Source organism: Paraflavitalea devenefica (assembly GCF_011759375.1).
In the GTDB taxonomy this organism is placed as follows: domain Bacteria; phylum Bacteroidota; class Bacteroidia; order Chitinophagales; family Chitinophagaceae; genus Paraflavitalea; species Paraflavitalea devenefica.
The window spans coordinates 124,073-142,606 of record NZ_JAARML010000006.1; the positions used below are offsets into that span (position 1 = coordinate 124,073).

The window sequence follows — 18,534 nt, forward strand, 5'->3', positions numbered from 1 at the left end:
AGTATGGACAACCTTTATCAGTGGTTAAATTCTAATTTCCTATTTCATAGTACATATCCCCTAGCCTCCAAAACAAACAGTTTTTTTACCCTTTAAATCGTTTGTCATGAGAACACTTTCCATCCTAATCTTCACACCTGTTATATCAATTGGACAGTCCGGAAATCTTGACCAGATAAGAAATGGCCCGGCCAGCAATCCTTCCATGAATTTTTACACCACCTTCAATAATCCTGAATGGGTAAATGGTAATGCAGAACCATCCAATGCCCACTATGTAGAAGGTATGTCCATTGCATACCGTTCATTGATAACGGAAGCAATATCCGGCCAGTCCTATGAGTATGTGATCAAATATGATACCCGGCACAGCGGCAGAATGGCCATTGATTACCTTACCCATTACCAGCGACTGGAACCGCATGGATCATTTGGGCATGATGCCGAAGTAATAAACCCACGGATCTTTAAATCAGGCAACACTGAATATTTACTCGGTACAGTAAGTACCAATACCTTCCCTATTCCTGCACCTTTCCAGGCGGCAGGCAATACTCCGGTGGCCGGGATGCCCCAAAATAGTTTTAATGCACTGCCGGCCGGGGAAAGAATGATGTCTATTTACAATGGTGTCATAACTTCTATTGCCTACGATCTTCAACAGTCCTTAACAATTGCTGCTACTAAATCCAGCACACGCGTTCGCATCCGGTTCACCGCCGAAAAGGATTCTGTAGTATTAGCCTGGGGCGGGCATATAGGCAGCCGGCGAGACTGGGGTTTCATCAATGCCTCTACTCCCCGTTCTGCCGGAGGTATCAGCGGCTCTCCCTATCACATGAGGCAGCTATCCATAAATACCTACCCTGATTTGGTTAATATATCCGGTGTTGGTAACCAGGATAGGTCACTCTCTGCAGCCGCCGTGGTTGCTGTACAGGACAATACTGCGCCTACTGTGGTATTCTGTCCTTCCAATGGAGAAATCGAATGCCCGGAAACTCCGCAGTTCGGCAATCCTTCATTCACTGATGATTACGATCAGAGCCTGGACGTTACATTTAATGATGTAACAACACCTGGCTGTGGCAATACGTTCAGTGTAACACGTACCTGGACTGCGAAAGATGATGGTGGCAATACTGCAACATGTAGTCAGACAATAGCAGTTGTTGACAAAACACGGCCTTCAATCACTTGTCCGGGAACTGTAGTTGCACAATGTGATGCAGATGTGCCTGCGCCCGATACAGATCTTGTAACAACTTCCGATGCCTGCGGTAATGTAACGGTTACCTGGGAAGGCGACGCTTCTTCAGGCAGTTGTCCTAAGATCATTACCCGTACCTACAAGGCTACAGATGCCTGCGGTAATACTAACACCTGCACACAAACCATTAATGTGCATGATATTACTCCACCTGTAATTACCTGTCCTCCGGATATAGTAGTAGAATGCGGTTCAAACACTGATCCGGCCAATACCGGTACCGCTACTGCTACAGATAACTGTTCAGCAGAGGTATTCTATCTTGATGAATTCGTAGTGAAGAATTGCTTTAATCCTTATATAATCCGTACCTGGATTGCCAGAGACCCATGCAACAATAGAAGTACCTGTGAACAGAACATCATTCTTGTAGATCGCACAGCACCGGTGGTCATCTGTTCGCCCGATCTACAGATAAACTGCGGCGACCCTATTCCAACACCTGTGTCACCTGTGTTTTTTGAAACTTGTTCTCCTACCCTCACAACTGTACTTTACAGGGAAGTGCCTGCGGAAGCATCCGGTTGCCCGGCCAATCCGAATAATATAAACAGGACCTGGACACACATAGACGCAAACGGCAATATAGGTACCTGTGTACAAAAGGTCACTTTTGTACCAGCCAGTCTTACCAGTACCAGTGCTGCCATCACTACAACCGGCAAAGCTGTAACAGTGACAACCCAACCGGTGAATAAAACAGGCAGTATCCCATTAAAAGGTAACCTGTCTGCTTTGCAGGTACACGCAGATCCCAATCCATATTCCAGTGTAATCAATTTCCGTTTTGTTTCTCCGCAAAGCGGTCAGGCCATGTTGGTGGTTTACAACCTTACAGGTGCAAAGATGGCGGTTGTATACAATGGAAATGTTACTGCAGGCTTACTGTATACTGTAAATTACAAAGTGCCTCTTTCACAACGGGTACCCCTCATTTACAAACTGAGTGTTGGAGCTAACTCAGCTCAGGGCAAACTGTTATCGTTTGGCAGGAATTTTAACCAATAGCAGGCAGTTTCCAGGTGCAGCGAAAGCTGCACATAGAATAGCGCCAAGCTGATCATAAGTTATTTCAATAGCTACTCCACCCCCTATTGGCAGGTGGAGTAGCTATTCAACACGGCATGACAAATGAATAGCTGGTCGGCAGGGTAAAAGGGGAAGGCGAATGATAGTCGTATTTAAAGAAGGAGGCGCAGGTAAAGCTGCAGGTTCTGTAACATCGTATTTGTAGTGCCCCACTACCTTTTGAAGGCTTTCCCAATGGGTATTGATCGCATGGTTTTCATAGTTTGTTTTCTTGAAGGTTGTCTTCACACAAGAATTAATCACTCCAGGCATAGATATACAATACCACCCTTCCGCCCGCAAAAGCAGTGGTTAAATAGTAATAGAGATAGTACCAGTAACAAAGCGAGGAAAAGGTAATGGGGAAGGAGGGATAATGGCAGTTTAGCCAATAATGCGACAAACATTATGCCACAGGCAAGTCCTTTAAGCTTTGGCTTATGCTTTTCTATGGCTGTAAAAGACAAACCTTATTTGCTGGTCTGGTTTAATTTGAATAGCTTCATTATTCCGTCTTACCCCACCAAAGCGCACCAACCTTACTTCCTCTTTTTATTTTCTGATTGTAAATCTAAAAGCTGCCATTATGAAAAAGCTTCTTTCATGGGTTGCAGGGTGCTGTATTTTGTTATCCTGTAACAACAACAAACCCGCAGAAACAACCATCGAAAGTTCAAAAGACACGGTCCCAGGCACCAGTTCCCGCGACACAAAACAGGCTGAATTTGCCGATGCCCGGTATGTAGAAATGGGCAAGAAAACATTGGGACTATTTGCTGCCGGCGACATTGATGGATGGATGAATGGTTTTGCTGATACAGCTATGTTCCGGTGGTCATCCGGCGATAGCCTGGCTGGTAAAGCAGCCATCACCAGGTTTTGGAAAGAGCGCCGGACCAAAGTGATTGACTCGATCCAGACATCCAATGATATCTGGATACCGATTAGAGTAAACACTCCCCAGCAAGGACCTGACATTCCGGGCGTATGGTTATTAAACTGGCACCAGGTGAATGTGAAATATAAAAACGGGAAACGACTGATGTTCTGGGTGCATATAGATATGCATTACAACAGCGACGATAAGATTGATCAGATCATTCAATACATAGACCGGGCACCTATTAACAAAGCACTGGGTATTCAATAAGTTTCATTGCCATTCAGCAGTGGTTCGAGGATTCATGAACCACTGCTTTCTGCCTGCTGTCCTCTTCTTCGTGGTTCAAAACCATTTGCTTTCAGGAAGTCTGTCAACTCACTTATAAGATTCCAAACAGCCCCCTCATCCCCGTCATTGCTTTCCTGTACAACCAGTCTTTCAACAAATATTCCTTCAAACGTCAGTCCTTTCGGTTTCAACAGGCTGACCAGTTGTTTTTTGGGCACCTTATCGGTGATACGCTCATCAATACCTATGTAGACGTTGAACCGCTTGCTGGCGCCGCCTATTTTTACAGGAAAGTCATTTACGGAACCTACCAGTCTTTTACCGGCAAAAAGGAATCTTGAATTAACAGCCGTTAATTCTGTGTTGAACCCTTTATCCGTAAGGGCCTTAAATGGAGGGCTGTTAAAAAGTGCCGTTGCCCTTTTAAAATCAATGAACGCCCCCAATAAAAATACAACGTAGCCAAACGAGGAAAGGGCCACACTTACCATTGCATTCACCCAAATCTTCTGTAAACTGGAGTCGTAGGAAGTCCGGTTTACAATAGTCAGTACAGCAAAAATGGCCAGGAAAAAGATAACCAGTCCCCAGACCTTCTTTTTATTCAGCAGTATATAGTCAAGTACTTGCATACATCAAAGTTATGACTTAGACGCTATCTGCCATCCGTCAAAAGGTTTAACAGTGGCACAATTGGGGGTACCGTCCTTACCTGTTCCGGGAACACGGGTTTCCAGTATAAGGCTGGAGTTGGCCGTTACCTGTTGTACCATCTCTGTTGTAATTCCCCTTAACGGGACCTTTAACCGCCTGCTCCAGGGAGATGCTGGCTGCCCGGCCATAGCGCCAATGTCAATGTAGACGAATCTTTCACCGGCTGGTCCCTGTACAAAGGGACCTGAGAAGTCGGGCTGACCATCTTTGCCGGTCTTTAATTTAGCAGGGAAGGTAAAAATGAGGTCAGTTCCGGCAGACTGCTGCGTCTGCACGGTTTCATAAGTATTACCACTCCCCTTTTGCAGGGCAAATTGGACGCCTGTTACAGGCGCCAGCAGGATGATACAAAAACTGATTTCCTGGTTCATAAGATTTGATATGATTACCACACAGCAGGCATAAGTGTCGACCTGATCACCTCATTAATAACAGGCCGCTGCGTGGAATAAATAATGTTTATAGTATCTCCAACCACCAGTATCCCACGGGAACATTTATCCCTGTACGTTTTCCCATTAACATCTGTAAACTCATATTCAGCATATTCGCGTATTCCTTTTGAATACCCCATCTTCACGACTACCGCTTTGGCATTACGACCATACTCTTGTATATGATAGTTTTTATAACTGTCGGCCAGTTTAATCATACCGTATACGCCCCCAACCCAAGAGGCAATGGTTAAAACAGTGCCCAATGTACTGCCCCGTGTCCATTTTACCCGCCTATCTTCCCAACCTATTATTTCAGGAAGCGGCGGTAACGGGATATTCCGTTTGTCCGGAAACAGCGCATAGGAAATATAGTACGCCATATACATACTTCCGGTCAAAAGAGTAATAAAACCAATGAGGCAAACGAATGAAAGTGGCGCATCCTCAAACCAGCAATAAATGGTTGCAGGCCCCGTCAAAATGATCAGGATCAGCGGGAGGAAAACATTCTTTACCATGCCATGCATTTCCGGCTTTACAGCCTGTTTATCATAAATATAAACAAGAAAGGGCAACAATCCGGCCTTTTTGTGACCCGGTCCTTAAAGGCCCACCCGGAGTTATGCAATCGTTTGTGCAACCCCTGTTTACAATCATTTAATTTTGAAACAAGAATCTATCTTTGACATTTGCAGGAGTTTAAATTTATGCAACCGTTTGCTTTAGTTACAATCGAAAAGAAAACTGCATATTACATAAGATAGCCTCCCGTGGATTTTATCAATAACATACAACAAGGTGATCACCTGGTATTCCGGCAAGCCTTTTTGCAATGGCAGCCCAAGGTATATACTTACCTGGTACGGAAAACAAAAGATGAAGCCATAGCCGAAGAACTCACCCAACTCACCTTTATTAAGTTATGGGACTTCCGCCATACCCTCACCACAGAATATTCCTTCGACACCCAGCTTTTTCGCATAGCCCGCACTACGTTAATTGACGGTATCCGGGAACGTGAGCGGCGCAGAAAGCTGGAACAGGGTTTACAGGTTGCCAATCATGAGGCCGGCGATATCTTCCGGGAAATGCCTACCGCCTCCCTGGAGATTGCCCATGCCTTAAGTTCACTTCCGCCGGCCAGGAAGAAAGTATTCCTGCTCAACCGCCTGCATGGCTATTCGTATAAACAGATTGCCAGCGAACTGTCGATTTCTGACCGCACCGTGGAAAAACACATTTCACTCGCGCTGAAACAATTAAAGAAAATGCTATTGCTCACCCTCCTGTCCTCTATTACCGGATGGTAAAAAAATATTTTTGGGCCTATTACGGGTAAACCTTCTTCACAAGCGTATTATATAAAGACACCTTTTTATTTTGAACTTATCCAAAGAAATTATTGAACGTTTTTTAGCCGGTCGCTGTACCCCGGAAGAAGCAGCCGCCATACTGGATGCCCTGAGGGAGCAGCCCGGACTGCTGGATGCCTATATGGGCAAAGATGACTGGGATGAGATTGATGAAAACAAAGCAGTGATGCCGCCTGACGTAGAGGCCCGCACTACGAAGGCGGTACTGAACTACACTACGCGGACAACGCCGGGCGCTTTTTTAATAAAACGCCGATGGATGATGGCTGCAGCCTCTATAGTGGCACTAAGTATTACCGGTTTTTATTTGTTCAAACAACGATCATCCCCGCAACAGGATCAGGCAGTGGCGCAATCAAAGGAGATCAGCGTAGACGTTCCACTGAATAAGGATACAATGATCATGAATACCGGAAAAGGGAAATTAACAGTGGCATTGAAAGACGGGTCACAAATATTACTGAGCAGCCAGGCAGAGATCCGTTATGAACCTCAATTTACCGGAACCAAAAGGGAGATCCAACTGAAGGGAGAAGCGTATTTTAAAGTGTCGAAAGATAAAAGCAAGCCGTTTATTGTATATAGTCATGGTATTACTACAACAGCCTTAGGCACTTCCTTTACCATCCGGGCCTGGGGAAATGACCCGCAGGTATCTGTGGCGCTTCACACCGGGAAAGTGGTAGTCAGGTCCATAACAGCCAGTGACAGTTCCGCCAAATCCATTTACCTGTTGCCGGGCGATCGGTTAACGGTGAATACACAAACATTTGCCACACATATTGAAAAAGAAAAGCCTGCTGCAATAGTGGCGAAAGATACGCCTCTGAAAAAAGCCTTTGTGCTGGATTTTGACCGGGAACCATTGGCAAAAGTTTTTGATAAGCTAATACAGGAATATGGTACGGCGATACAATATGATGGAACTTTGTTATCGGAATTGAGCTTCACAGGCAGCATAAAAACAGATGACCCATTAGAAAAGATACTGCAAAACATTGCTTTACTGAATAGCTTAACGGTGACCAGAACGCCCAAAGGTTACCTCATCAGCACCGGTCAATAATACAATACCAACATATGCCTTCAAAACATGTACAAAGTACATGCGGCATTCTATTACCTAAAACTACCGATTTATGAAAAGGATCAGGCGTTTACCAAAACTAAAAAAGCTGCCATTACTCCATTCACTGCTGTTGCTGGCATTTACTTGTTGCATGAGCATCACCGGGTATACCCAGACAACGCCCGCCTCCATCCGGGGCGTAGTACAAAACGAAAAGGGGGAAGGTTTAGCAGGCGTAAGCATTGCGATCAAGAATGATTCCCTCCGTTACAAAAGCAACACTTCTACTGATGCGCAGGGTGTGTTTACCTTTTCCGATCTGCTACCCGATATTCCCTATACCATTTCCTTTTCCTTTGTAGGTTACGAAACACAGACCAGGAGCCGCTATGCACTGAAGCCGGGCGAGAAAGCCTCTATGATGATTAACCTGAAAGAGCTGCCGGCCGACCTTCAGCAGGTAGTGGTAGTGGGATATGGCACTTCAAAGAAGATCAGTGTAACCGGTGCAGTAGATCAGGTTTCGGGCAAGCGGATTGCAGAGCGTCCCATCGCCAACATATTTCAGGGATTGCAGGGCGTGAGCCCGGGACTTAATATCACGTATGGTGGTGGTCAGCCGGGACAAACACCCACCATCAATGTGCGGGGGTATACGTCCATCAACGGTGGTGGTCCGTTGATCGTTATTGATGGGATTGCCGCTGCAACAGATGATCTGTTGAGATTAAACCCATCCGACATCGCCTCTATTACGGTATTACGCGATGCAGCTTCTGCAGCTATTTATGGCGCCAGGGCATCGTATGGCGTACTGCTGGTAACCACCAAGGAAGGTGTTAGCGGTGGCAGGCAAAATATCAGTTATAATAATTATTTCGCCTGGTCCAGGAGAACCATATTGCCCGAACCAGTAACCGATCCTTATATCTATTCCAGGGTGCTGGAAACTTCCACTGATAATACGCCCTGGGATTACGTCAACTTTTCGGATGAATATTATAAGTGGGCCAAAGAACGTTCCGATAATCCCTCCATTGAAGATGTACGGGTAGATCCATCAGACCCATCAAAATGGGCCTATATGGGCAGCAATAACTGGAATGATTACTTTTTCAGCAAAACCAGTTTTTCCCAATACCATACTATTTCTTTCAGTGGCTCTTCTGAAAACAACAGGAAACTGCCCATCGGCTATTTGTTGTCTGCCGATTATACCAAAGAAAACGGATTGAATAAACTGACGAAGGATGACTGGAACCGGTATGGGCTGCGGGGCAAACTGAATATAGCGCCATTCCCCTGGCTGAAGCTGGATAATAATCTCTCTGTATACCAGTTGAAACGCGATGCACCCACTTATGCGGCTACCGATGTTTATTATCTGCAGCCAACCAACGTAGCCAAAAATCCGGATGGTACCTGGGGCAATAACTCAGCCGGCAGACTGGCTGCACAGCTAACCAGCGGTGGCCGCAATCAACAAACCCGTTTTGGGTTCCAGAATATTGCACGGGCAGTAGCTACGTTTTTGAATGGCAGCCTGCAGGTAACGGGCGATGCCAGTTTTAAGCGCGAGCTTTGGAAGTACCATAGAGAAGACCTTCCTTACCTGCTTGGTTATGGCCCCAATGATGTACGGCAGGAAAACAGCATAGGATCTATTGCTGAAACGAATGGTATTATCAACCAGGATGTATTTGACCTGTATGTTAATTACAATAAGGAACTGGGTGATCATGCGTTTAAATTGCTGGCAGGTTATAACCAGGAAAGTTATGAATGGTCGCCGGTAACTGCTTCCAAAACACAGTTGATATCCTCCTCTGTGCCTTATATCGGACTTACTACGGGCGATGCCACCGTTAGCACCACAGGCGAGGGTGGTTATTACTCCTATGCCATCCGTAGCTGGTTCGGCCGTATTAATTATACTTTCAAAGACCGGTATATTATAGAAGGCAATGGCCGGTATGATGGATCCTCCAGGTTCCCTTCCAATAATCGTTGGGGCTTCTTCCCTTCTGTTTCTGCCGCCTGGATAGCCAGCCGGGAAGCTTTCTTCGACAAGCTGGCGCCCACCCTGTCTACCCTGAAATTACGCGCTTCTTATGGCGACCTGGGCAACCAAAGTGTCAATTATTTCGGTTACGTACAGTCATTGCCTACGAAGTTATCCACGTACCTGATCAATGGCAACAGGCAAACCGTTATAGGTAACGCCTCAAGTCCCTATAACCTTGCTCCTTCATTGCGGGTTGACCCCTCCAATTATACCTGGGAAAAGGTAACCACTACCAACGTAGGAGCAGATATTGGCGTACTCAATGATAAGGTGCTTGTTTCTTTCGATTACTTTGTACGCAATACCCTGGGTATGCTGGCGCCCAGCCAGGAACTGCCCGGCGTACTGGGCACTTCAGCGCCGCAACAAAATTCAGCGGATCTTTCTACACGGGGCTGGGAACTTTCCGTAAGCTACCGCAATAGCTTTAGCGTACAATCCCAACCGCTCTCCTTCAACGCACGGCTGGTGGTATCCGATTCAAGAAGCAAGATCACCCGATACAACAATGCGCTGGAGACCTTTTCGGCAACTTACCGGCCCGACCAGTATATTGGTGAGATATGGGGCTTAACGAATGATGGTTTCTTTCAAAGCAAAGATGAGATTGACAAGCTGGACGAATCATCACTGATTCCCTGGGGTGCTTTGGACATCGTACCAGGCTGGCCTAAGTACAAGGATTTTGATGGCGATGGCAAGATTGAGCAAGGCCCTTCTGCCAAAGATCCCAAAGACCTCCGCGTCATTGGCAACAGCAGCCCGCGCTACCGCTTTGGATTCAATCTTGATATGAGCTGGAACAATATTGACCTGAGCGTATTTTTACAGGGTGTGGCCAAGCAGGATTATTATCCACGCCATTATCTTTTCTGGGGTCCCTACCAACAACCTTATGCCAATGTATATCCCTGGAACCTGGACTTTTACCGGGCTGCAGATGATAATGCCCAACAAATCGCACAACATTCAGCCTCCTATATCAACGCAGGGCTCGCCAAAGCCAATACCAACGCTTATTTCCCAGTATTGCAGTCATGGCTGGCTGACAATAATTATGGCAGCGGCCTGGACATCGCACAAACTAAATATCTCTTAAATGCAGCTTATTTAAGGGTTAAAAACGTTACGGTTGGTTATACCCTGCCTGCCTCACTCATGAAGCGTTTTGGTTTTAAACGCCTGCGCTTATTCTTCAGCGGAGAAAACCTGTATGAGTTTTCTTCCATCAAAAAATACCTTGATCCTGAATCTATCAGTGACGGTTTCGGATGGGAATATCCTTACCAGCGTAAATATTCTTTTGGAGTGAATGCAGATTTATAAGTATTGACCTGCCAATTAAAAATGAAACAATGAAAAAGATACTTTACTATATACTCGCAGGAAGTTTAATAACAACAGGTGCCTGCAAGAAAGATTTCTTAGACCGCTATCCTCAAACAACCATTTCGCCGGAGCTGTTCTTTAAATCAGAAGACGATCTGTCGCTCTACATCAATGGCCTGCTCAATCATGACGGCGTAGGAAACTATTTAGACGATCAGAGCAGTGACAATACGGCCACCACGGGGGCCGTCGAGGTAAAAGTCGTCATGACGGGTTCGCCCAGCTCAAAAACCATTACATCAGGCTGGAACTGGAGCAGGCTTCGTGACATCAATTATTTCCTGGATAATTATGGGAAAGCGGCAGTGACACAGGAAGTGAAAGACCATTATGCAGGCCTGGCCAGGTATTACAGGGCCGTATTTTATACAGGCATGGTAAAAAGATATTCTAATGTTCCCTGGTATTCCCGCACCATCAATCCCAATGATACCGCGATGCTGTACATGGCCCCTACTCCCCGCGCCCAGGTGATGGATAGTGTTATGGCCGATCTGGCTTTTGCTGCAGCACATGTACGAGCCACTGTTCCGGCAGGTACCCCGGGTGTATGGGCAGTAAAAACCTTCTATACAAGGGTGGCTTTGTATGAAGGTACTTACCGCAAATATCATAGTGAGCTAAACCTGGGAAGTTCGGCTAATTCCTTCCTGGAGAAGGCCAGGGATATTGCAAAAGAGATCATGGGCTCCGGCAATTTCCAGTTAAACAATACAAATAGTCCGGAGAAGGATTATGGAACGCTTTTTGGTTCGGCCGACCTGTCGGCCAATAAAGAAGTGATCCTGAATACACCCTATGATCTCAGCAAAGCAGGGGCCGGCAGCAGTAATATTAACTCCACGGTATTTGGGGATTATGAGCAATCCCCCTCCCGCAGCCTTATACAGGCCTACCTCATGAAAGACGGTTCCCGCTTTACTGATATAGCAGGTTATGAAACATTCGGCTTTGTGAAGGAATTTGAAAACCGCGATCCGAGAATGAAACAGACCTTGGTTTATCCGGGTTTTGCAAGGATTACCGACAGTAAATCTTATGTACAAAGGCTCAATAAAAATTTCACAGGTTATCATCAGTTAAAAGGCTATTACAATAACTCTACCGACAATGTCATACTGGGCAGTTTTGATTTCCCAGCCTATCGCTATGCTGAGGTGTTGCTCACCTATGCAGAAGCGTTGGCAGAACTGGGTACTATTACACAGGCCAATCTGGATGAATCGGTAAATCTTGTAAGAAGCAGGGCTGGCCTACCTGCCTTAAACCTCGTAGCTGCTAATGGCAATCCCGATCCGGTGCTGGCCGCTCAGTATCCCCAGGTTTCCGGCGCGCAGAAAGGTGTACTGCTCGAAATACGCCGTGAAAGAAGGGTGGAATTTGCCATGGAAGGATACCGCTACGATGACCTGATGCGCTGGCAAGCCGGCAAGCTGCTGGAAAAGATACCGGAAGGCATGTATTTTCCGGGCCTGGGCAAATACGATCTGACCGGCGACGGACATGAGGATATTATTTTGATTGATAAGAGCAGCAATATACCGGCCGAAGCACAAAAGGAAAAGAATGCACTGGGAGAAGTATTGGTGTATTATAAAGCGGGCAGTTTCGGAGAGAATGTGACCGTTTACCTGCGCAATGGCAATAGCGGCGGCACGCTGGTTACCGAAGTAACACCCCGGAACTTTATCGAACCTAAGTATTATTACCGCCCCATCCCTTATAACCAGGTGGTGCTTAATCCGAAGCTTACCCAATCTTTTGGCTGGGAGTAAATCATTCAAATAATATCCATTATGAAAAGAAGGGAAATGCTCAAAGCGGTGGGATTGATGACCGGTGCTATGGCCGCAGCTAACCAGGCTGTACTGGCTGCAGCCACCGGTGTGGGAAAAGAGAAGGTTCCTAAACCTGTATTGCGGGTGGTACATATCACTGATGTACATATACGCACCGGCGACAATGCACCAGATAGGTTTAAAAAATGCCTCAAAGAAATAACAGGGCAGAAGGTTGATTTTTTCCTCAATGGCGGAGACTCGATCAATGATGCCTCCTATGACAACGTAAAAAGGGAAAGCGTTACGGAACAATGGAGCTTATGGGACGATTGCTTACGGTCCATCGGGCAATATGAAGTATATAGCTGTATTGGCAATCATGATCCTTGGTGGGCAGCGCCTTCCCAAACAGATGAAATGTATGGCAAAGAGTATGTGGTAAAGCGATTAAAAATACCAGGCCGGTATTACAGCTTCCCCAAAAAGAACTGGCACTTTATTATACTGGATGGCAATAACAAAAATATCTCCCTCGATGAAGAGCAATTTACCTGGCTGGAGCAGGAGCTTGCCAGACTTCCTGCTTCAACCCCTACCCTGTTGATGTCGCATTATCCTATACTGGGTACCACTCCTATATTGGTAGGTGGCGGTCATTCGGACCATAAAAAGCTGAAGGACCTTTTTTATAAACACCGCGACAAGGTAAAGGTATGCCTCAGCGGACACAACCACCTGTATGATAAAACGCTTTACAACGGCGTATTGTATTGCTGTAACGGAGCTATGTCTGGCTACTGGTGGGGTAAGGGAGATAAAGAATCGGCCGGCGCCGGCTACTACCTGGAAACACCTCCAGGCTATGCTATACTGAATTTGTATGAGGACGGTACAGTAACGAACGACTATACGCCCCATGCTTACCTTTGATTGTTGAACATTCATTAATGACCATTCTCCAGGGAAACCTATTTTAATTAGCTATATGAAAAGATTTGCTACAGCAGTGCTCTTTCTTTTTTCCACCGCTGTTTTCTTCCCGGCTCAGGCGCAGAAAACTAAAAAGGCGGTCTTTGTTATCGTAGACGGTATACCAGCCGATGTGATTGAAAAACTGGCCCCGCCCAACCTGCAGGTCATTGCGAAAGAAGGTGGCTATACAAGGGCTTATATGGGTGGTGTTAAAGGAACGTATACACAAACGCCCACCATTTCTGCAGTGGGCTATAACAGTATACTCACCGGCACCTGGGTTAATAAGCACAATGTTTGGGACAATGATATTGCCCAACCCAATTATCAGTATTATACCATTTTTCGCTACCTGAAGCAACAATACCCGCAGAAGAAAACAGCTATTTTTTCCACCTGGCTGGACAACCGCACGAAGCTCGTGGGTGATAATATACCGGCTACCGGTAATATTCCCGTAGATCATCATTACGATGGGCTGGAGCTGGATACGGTTAATTTTCCGCACGACAAGCAAGGTAATTACCTGAATAAAATAGATGAAGCGGTGTCCAACCATGCGGCTGACTATATTAAAACCCAGGCGCCTGACCTGTCATGGGTGTACCTGGAGTTTACTGATGATATGGGACATGCATTTGGAGACAGTCCTGCGTTTTATGAGGCAATCAAAAATGCAGACAAAAGAATAGGCTATTTATGGGAAGCGATCAAATACCGGCAACAACATTTTAAGGAAGACTGGTTAATCGTGATCACTACAGACCATGGCAGGGATGCCAAAACCGGAAAAGGTCATGGCGGCCAGTCAGACCGCGAACGCAGCAGTTGGATATTTACGAACGCCCAAGACCTGAATGCTGAGTTTCGTGCGCCACAGGCATCTGCCGTGGATATTATGCCTGGCATTGCCAGGTTTATGGATATCAGTCTTCCAAAAGAAAATGCCTGGGAAGTAGATGGTATTCCCTTCACCGGTAAGTTATCCTTTATTGCACCATCTTTTGAATACATCGGCAATACAGTAAAAATAAAATGGACGCCTGTTGGGAAAAATGAGGATATCAAGGTATGGGTAGCCGCCACAAATAATTTTAAAACCGGTACGCGCGACGAATATCAACTCATTAAAACATGGCCGCTTAGCCAGGGATACGGAGAAGTGAAAATACCCGGTGAAGTGGGAACATTTTATAAAATAGTACTGGAAGGCGTTTACAATACAGCCAATAACTGGCATAACGCCAACACAAAGTAATTATAAGCAGCAGGTGGGCCATCTTCAACAAATGGTCCACCTGCTGCATTCATTATTTTACCTGCAATCTTACAACAGTACCATCTATTTCCAGCAGGTAGAGGCCTGGCTTTATACCAACGAGGGATATCTGCGGTAATCGTACGGCAGGATCAATGTTAACAGACTTGATCAACCTGCCCTCCAGGTCCTTGATCGTGATGGCAGCCGTTTTGCGCTTGCCGGTGATGGTAATGCTATTGCCGGCAGGATTGGGATAAAAACCAATGGCAGGCGCAGCAGGAGTTACGTGTACCGTAAGTTGCCGCGGCTTCGCCGGCAGGATAGACGGGTTCATGTAATGTACCGTTATACTGATATGATCAATACGGGCCGACATGGATACGCTTGCCAACCCTGCGTTCAGGGAGGCCGCAATGGCCACACCGAAATCATTGGCATTAATATCAGAAGGCAACCAGGAGAGCCCCCAGGTATCTGTTGAGCTGCCATAGGTAGCCGTTGCATCACTACTGGGCCAACCGGCGGCGCTGGCATGTTCTGCACCTGCTATACTGCCATTTTTAACAATCATCACCGATAGATCCTCTACAGAGCCTCCCAGGCTAAGCCCTCCTGCACTACGCTCCACAGTTACTGTAATACCGCATATAGCAGCGCCTGTTGGAATAGCAAACCCCAGGTTCTGCACCACCAGGTAATTGGTTTGCGCTGTAGCAAATAACGACAATACCTGGGTGGCTTGTGCGCGGCTGCCATCAGATAAGGCAGCATTGCCCGGATTGTTCCAGGCCACCGTACCAAGAGATGTATTATTGGAAAATAAAGCAGCATCCAAAGGCCCCACCTGGATACACTGGGCAACAGCAAATGGATGAATGAGAACAATGCATACGAATGCCATAGAAAGAGCAAAGCTTTTCATGAAATTTGGTTTAAAGATTAATTAAGCAATAGAAGCCTCACCGGGACGATTATACGGTCCCGGGACAATACAGGGGCATCCCAACGTGCATCGTTGTCGGGCGACCCGGCCAAATGATCAATAAGGGAAATGTTTAACCGTTACCGGCTAAAGGATAAGGGGGGCTTCATGAGCCCATGCAGGAAATCAGCGGTTGAACCATTGCTACTAATAGAGAGAGAACCAGAGAGGTACAAAGAGTTGCGTGCATTATAACGGCAACGGGAAAGTTTTATGATAATAAGCTATCATCTGTTCTTTTTTCTTGTTTTAAATCAATTCAATGCATCTATAACCAGTCTGGCATTGATATAGGACAATATAGTCTATAATTGCATCTCATCTTTGTGGGCGTTGCGGATAGCAGTAAGTTTTTGCAACCACCTGGGAGAAAGAAAAAAGATAGCCAATATGGCCAGCAATAAACCTGCGAGCAGTGCCACCCCTACCTCCAGTTGCAATACCTTAACCCGGTTGGCTTGCCGCAAATTCTCCTTTTCATGACCCTCTTTTAGCAGCGCTTCCTTTTTCTCATACACAAACTTTGCCTGCAGCTCTGCTGTCTTTTTACGGGTCTCTTCATTGAAAAGGCTGTCTGCATAAACTTTATGCAGCTTGAAATACTTCAGGCTATTCCGGTAATCGCCTTTTGCTTCATATAGACCGGCCAGTGATTCGCTGGCATTCGCTATTCCCTCTTTATGGTTTATTTCATTGGCCAGTGAAAAACTTTCCCGGGCATAATCAATGGCCACATCCGTTTGCCCGAGTCCACGGCAGGCCCTGGCTATCGAGCCCGTGGTGTTCATTCTGCCCAATTTATCATGGGTTTGCAGGTAATACTGCAGGGAAGGCTCAAAATAAGCCAGCGCCTCCTTGTATTGTCGTTTTTCACAAAGTACACTACCTATATCCACCCTGACAAAGGCGGCTACATAGCCATTGGGATCGTTTATAACCTGCATTGCCTGCCGGTATAGTTCCAGCGCCTTGTCATAATCGTTCCGCAGTTGATATACACCGGCCATGTCAACGAGCAGGTATGCTTTTCCTACACTATCCCTCATTTCCTGCATCATCCCATAAGCTTTGTTTAGATGTTGCAAAGCCTCTTCCTGCTTCCCTGTATTTATATAGAACAGGCCAATGTTCCTGATCATATTAGCGGCCAGTCTTTTTTCATTTACTTTTTCAGCCAGGAACTGCGCCTGCTGAAAATAGGAAAGCATTTGCGCATAATCGCCCTTTAAGGAATAGTAATAACCATGCACAGACAGTCCTTCCGCTTCTCCCTTTTCATATTGAATATCTTTGGCGTATCCATATGCCTTTTGCGCATAGAATAGCATACTATCCGGGTTTATTGCATAAAAACTGGTAGAGAACTTAAGCAACACATTGATATACCCGGTATCCCGTTCAAAACCTTTTTTGGATGCTTTCTCTGTAAGAAGATGCCGGTAACTTTCCAGCCGGTAGGGTTGTGCAAAAGAGTGACAGGCGAGCAATAGCCCTATAAAAAGGACTGCGGTATGGCGTTTCATGGTGGGTACGGGGTTTAGGGACTTTAACAAGGGTCATAATAGCTACGTAAAATATAAGAAAAATTGCTAATTCACAATACCCCCCGTAATAAAAAAGACCGTCTCCATGTACTGCTGAAGACGGTCTCTCTTTTATGATGAAGATCAAGCTTTATATCACAAATCCATCCGGCAGGATGGCGCCTTTTTTAACGACCACGATACCGTCCTTGATGGTATACAGGGAGTGGTCGGTATTTTCGAGGTGATCGCTGCCATTGATGCGTACATCATTACCAATACGGCAGTTTTTATCAATGATGGCATTCTTTATATAGCAACGGTCGCCAATGCCCAGCGTAGGCAGTCCGCGCTCCTGTGCATGGGTCATTTCCTCAATGGTTTCATAATAATCGGTCCCCATCAGGTAGCTGCTCACAATGGTGGTGCCATAACCAATACGGCTGCGGATACCAATCACACTGTGTTCAATACGGCTGGCATTAATGATACAACCTTCTGAAATGATCGCCTTTTCGAGGGTAGTGCCACTGACCTTGGCAGGCGGCAGCATACGGGCCCGTGTATACACGGCATTGGAATTGTCGAACAGGTTGAAAGGAGGAATATCCTGTGTAAGCGCCAGGTTGGCCTCAAAGAAGGAGTAAATATGCCCGATGTCTGTCCAGTAACCATCATACTGGTAGCTGGCCACTTTATAATTTTCCAGTGATTTGGGCAGGATCTCCTTCCCGAAGTCTGTACAATCCTTGTATTCATCCAGCAACAGGTCGTTCAGCAACTTGCGGTTGAAAATATAGATACCCATGGAAGCCAGGTAATCCCTGCCCTGGGCCTGCATTTCAGGCCCGGTATCGCTCGACCAATCGGGCAACAGGTCTTTTTTAGGCTTCTCTATGAAAGAAGTGATCAGGTTATTGTCATCTGATTTTAATATCCCGAAATCAGAGGCTTCACGGGCAGCTACCGGGATGGTGGCAATAGAAATATCAGCGCCGGTGTCCTTATGGTTGGCCAGCATTTTCTGGAAATCCATCTGGTAAAGCTGATCACCCGACAATATGAGTACATATTCGCATTCATGCTGGTTAATGTGCCGGAGCGACTGGCGCACCGCATCCGCTGTACCCTGGTACCAGGAGGGATTGTCCGGCGTTTGCTCTGCCGCGAGGATATCCACAAAAGCGGCGCTGAATATGCTAAAATGATACGTATTCTTAATGTGCTTGTTGAGCGAGGCAGAATTGAATTGCGTAAGTACAAACATCCGGGTAATACCCGAATTGATACAGTTGGAAATAGGAATATCCACCAGGCGATACTTTCCGGCAATGGGTACAGCAGGCTTGGAACGACTGGCTGTAAGAGGGTATAACCTGGTGCCGGCTCCTCCACCCAATATGACTGCAATCACTTGTTTACTCATAATTGTGGGATTTTATAATTTGATCAGTGCTTT

14 protein-coding genes are annotated in these 18,534 nt (G+C 46.1%); 8 read left to right on the top strand and 6 right to left on the bottom strand.

The window, feature by feature from the left end; genetic code table 11:
* The first annotated feature begins 106 nt into the window (after window positions 1-106).
* Window positions 107-2,278 carry a hypothetical protein gene (locus HB364_RS28005; RefSeq protein ID WP_167291738.1) on the top strand — a complete coding sequence of 724 codons (2,172 nt, stop codon included), beginning with the start codon at window positions 107-109 and terminating at the stop codon, window positions 2,276-2,278.
* Window positions 2,279-2,924: 646 nt separating this feature from the next.
* The gene (locus tag HB364_RS28010; protein WP_167291739.1) at window positions 2,925-3,488 is read left to right on the top strand and encodes a nuclear transport factor 2-like protein; all 564 of its coding nucleotides are present in this window, start codon (window positions 2,925-2,927) and stop codon (window positions 3,486-3,488) included.
* Window positions 3,489-3,520: 32 nt separating this feature from the next.
* Here HB364_RS28010 and HB364_RS28015 read toward each other — a convergent pair whose 3' ends face one another.
* Genes HB364_RS28015 through HB364_RS28025 form a run of 3 tightly spaced genes read right to left on the bottom strand, consistent with a single transcriptional unit; the run spans window position 3,521 to window position 5,238 of the window.
* Window positions 3,521-4,141 carry a hypothetical protein gene (locus HB364_RS28015; protein ID WP_167291740.1) on the bottom strand — a complete coding sequence of 207 codons (621 nt, stop codon included), beginning with the start codon at window positions 4,139-4,141 and terminating at the stop codon, window positions 3,521-3,523.
* A gap of 9 nt (window positions 4,142-4,150) precedes the next feature.
* A complete protein-coding gene (locus HB364_RS28020) occupies window positions 4,151-4,594 on the bottom strand; it encodes a DUF5990 family protein (protein WP_167291741.1) in 444 nt (147 codons plus the stop codon).
* A gap of 14 nt (window positions 4,595-4,608) precedes the next feature.
* Window positions 4,609-5,238: a hypothetical protein gene (locus HB364_RS28025; RefSeq protein WP_167291742.1), complete on the bottom strand. Its 630-nt coding sequence runs from the start codon at window positions 5,236-5,238 to the stop codon at window positions 4,609-4,611.
* A gap of 192 nt (window positions 5,239-5,430) precedes the next feature.
* Between HB364_RS28025 and HB364_RS28030 the strand changes: the two genes are divergently transcribed.
* The 6 genes from HB364_RS28030 (at window position 5,431) to HB364_RS28055 (ending at window position 14,567) form a co-directional block, all read left to right on the top strand.
* Window positions 5,431-5,970, top strand: a complete 540-nt coding sequence (locus HB364_RS28030) for an RNA polymerase sigma factor (protein ID WP_167291743.1) — start codon at window positions 5,431-5,433, stop codon at window positions 5,968-5,970.
* A 70-nt stretch (window positions 5,971-6,040) separates the two neighbouring features.
* The gene (locus HB364_RS28035; protein WP_167291744.1) at window positions 6,041-7,099 is read left to right on the top strand and encodes a FecR family protein; all 1,059 of its coding nucleotides are present in this window, start codon (window positions 6,041-6,043) and stop codon (window positions 7,097-7,099) included.
* A 73-nt stretch (window positions 7,100-7,172) separates the two neighbouring features.
* Window positions 7,173-10,493 carry a SusC/RagA family TonB-linked outer membrane protein gene (locus HB364_RS28040; RefSeq protein ID WP_246228640.1) on the top strand — a complete coding sequence of 1,107 codons (3,321 nt, stop codon included), beginning with the start codon at window positions 7,173-7,175 and terminating at the stop codon, window positions 10,491-10,493.
* Between the two features lie 29 nt (window positions 10,494-10,522).
* Window positions 10,523-12,331: a RagB/SusD family nutrient uptake outer membrane protein gene (locus HB364_RS28045; RefSeq protein ID WP_167291745.1), complete on the top strand. Its 1,809-nt coding sequence runs from the start codon at window positions 10,523-10,525 to the stop codon at window positions 12,329-12,331.
* A gap of 21 nt (window positions 12,332-12,352) precedes the next feature.
* Window positions 12,353-13,267 (top strand): metallophosphoesterase family protein, encoded by a 915-nt coding sequence (locus HB364_RS28050; protein WP_167291746.1) that lies wholly within the window; start codon window positions 12,353-12,355, stop codon window positions 13,265-13,267.
* A 55-nt stretch (window positions 13,268-13,322) separates the two neighbouring features.
* Complete coding sequence (locus tag HB364_RS28055) at window positions 13,323-14,567, top strand: alkaline phosphatase family protein (RefSeq protein WP_167291747.1); 1,245 nt, start codon at window positions 13,323-13,325, stop codon at window positions 14,565-14,567.
* A 52-nt stretch (window positions 14,568-14,619) separates the two neighbouring features.
* Here the strand turns inward: HB364_RS28055 and HB364_RS28060 are convergent, their stop codons facing one another.
* From HB364_RS28060 to HB364_RS28070, 3 genes are all read right to left on the bottom strand, one after another.
* Entirely contained in the window at window positions 14,620-15,492 is an 873-nt protein-coding gene (locus HB364_RS28060) for a T9SS type A sorting domain-containing protein (protein ID WP_167291748.1), read from the bottom strand.
* Between the two features lie 365 nt (window positions 15,493-15,857).
* On the bottom strand, window positions 15,858-17,075 hold the full coding sequence (locus tag HB364_RS28065) for a tetratricopeptide repeat protein (RefSeq protein WP_167291749.1): 1,218 nt from the start codon (window positions 17,073-17,075) through the stop codon (window positions 15,858-15,860).
* Window positions 17,076-17,226: 151 nt separating this feature from the next.
* On the bottom strand, window positions 17,227-18,501 hold the full coding sequence (locus HB364_RS28070; protein ID WP_167291750.1) for a glucose-1-phosphate adenylyltransferase: 1,275 nt from the start codon (window positions 18,499-18,501) through the stop codon (window positions 17,227-17,229).
* Between the last annotated feature and the right edge of the window lie 33 nt (window positions 18,502-18,534).

Coding starts and splice junctions, on each gene's coding strand:
- HB364_RS28005 (WP_167291738.1), top strand. CDS start 107: ATGAGAACACTTTCCATCCTAATCTTCACACCTGTTATATCAATTGGA.
- HB364_RS28010 (WP_167291739.1), top strand. CDS start 2,925: ATGAAAAAGCTTCTTTCATGGGTTGCAGGGTGCTGTATTTTGTTATCC.
- HB364_RS28015 (WP_167291740.1), bottom strand. CDS start 4,141: ATGCAAGTACTTGACTATATACTGCTGAATAAAAAGAAGGTCTGGGGA.
- HB364_RS28020 (WP_167291741.1), bottom strand. CDS start 4,594: ATGAACCAGGAAATCAGTTTTTGTATCATCCTGCTGGCGCCTGTAACA.
- HB364_RS28040 (WP_246228640.1), top strand. CDS start 7,173: ATGAAAAGGATCAGGCGTTTACCAAAACTAAAAAAGCTGCCATTACTC.
- HB364_RS28045 (WP_167291745.1), top strand. CDS start 10,523: ATGAAAAAGATACTTTACTATATACTCGCAGGAAGTTTAATAACAACA.
- HB364_RS28050 (WP_167291746.1), top strand. CDS start 12,353: ATGAAAAGAAGGGAAATGCTCAAAGCGGTGGGATTGATGACCGGTGCT.
- HB364_RS28055 (WP_167291747.1), top strand. CDS start 13,323: ATGAAAAGATTTGCTACAGCAGTGCTCTTTCTTTTTTCCACCGCTGTT.
- HB364_RS28060 (WP_167291748.1), bottom strand. CDS start 15,492: ATGAAAAGCTTTGCTCTTTCTATGGCATTCGTATGCATTGTTCTCATT.
- HB364_RS28065 (WP_167291749.1), bottom strand. CDS start 17,075: ATGAAACGCCATACCGCAGTCCTTTTTATAGGGCTATTGCTCGCCTGT.
- HB364_RS28070 (WP_167291750.1), bottom strand. CDS start 18,501: ATGAGTAAACAAGTGATTGCAGTCATATTGGGTGGAGGAGCCGGCACC.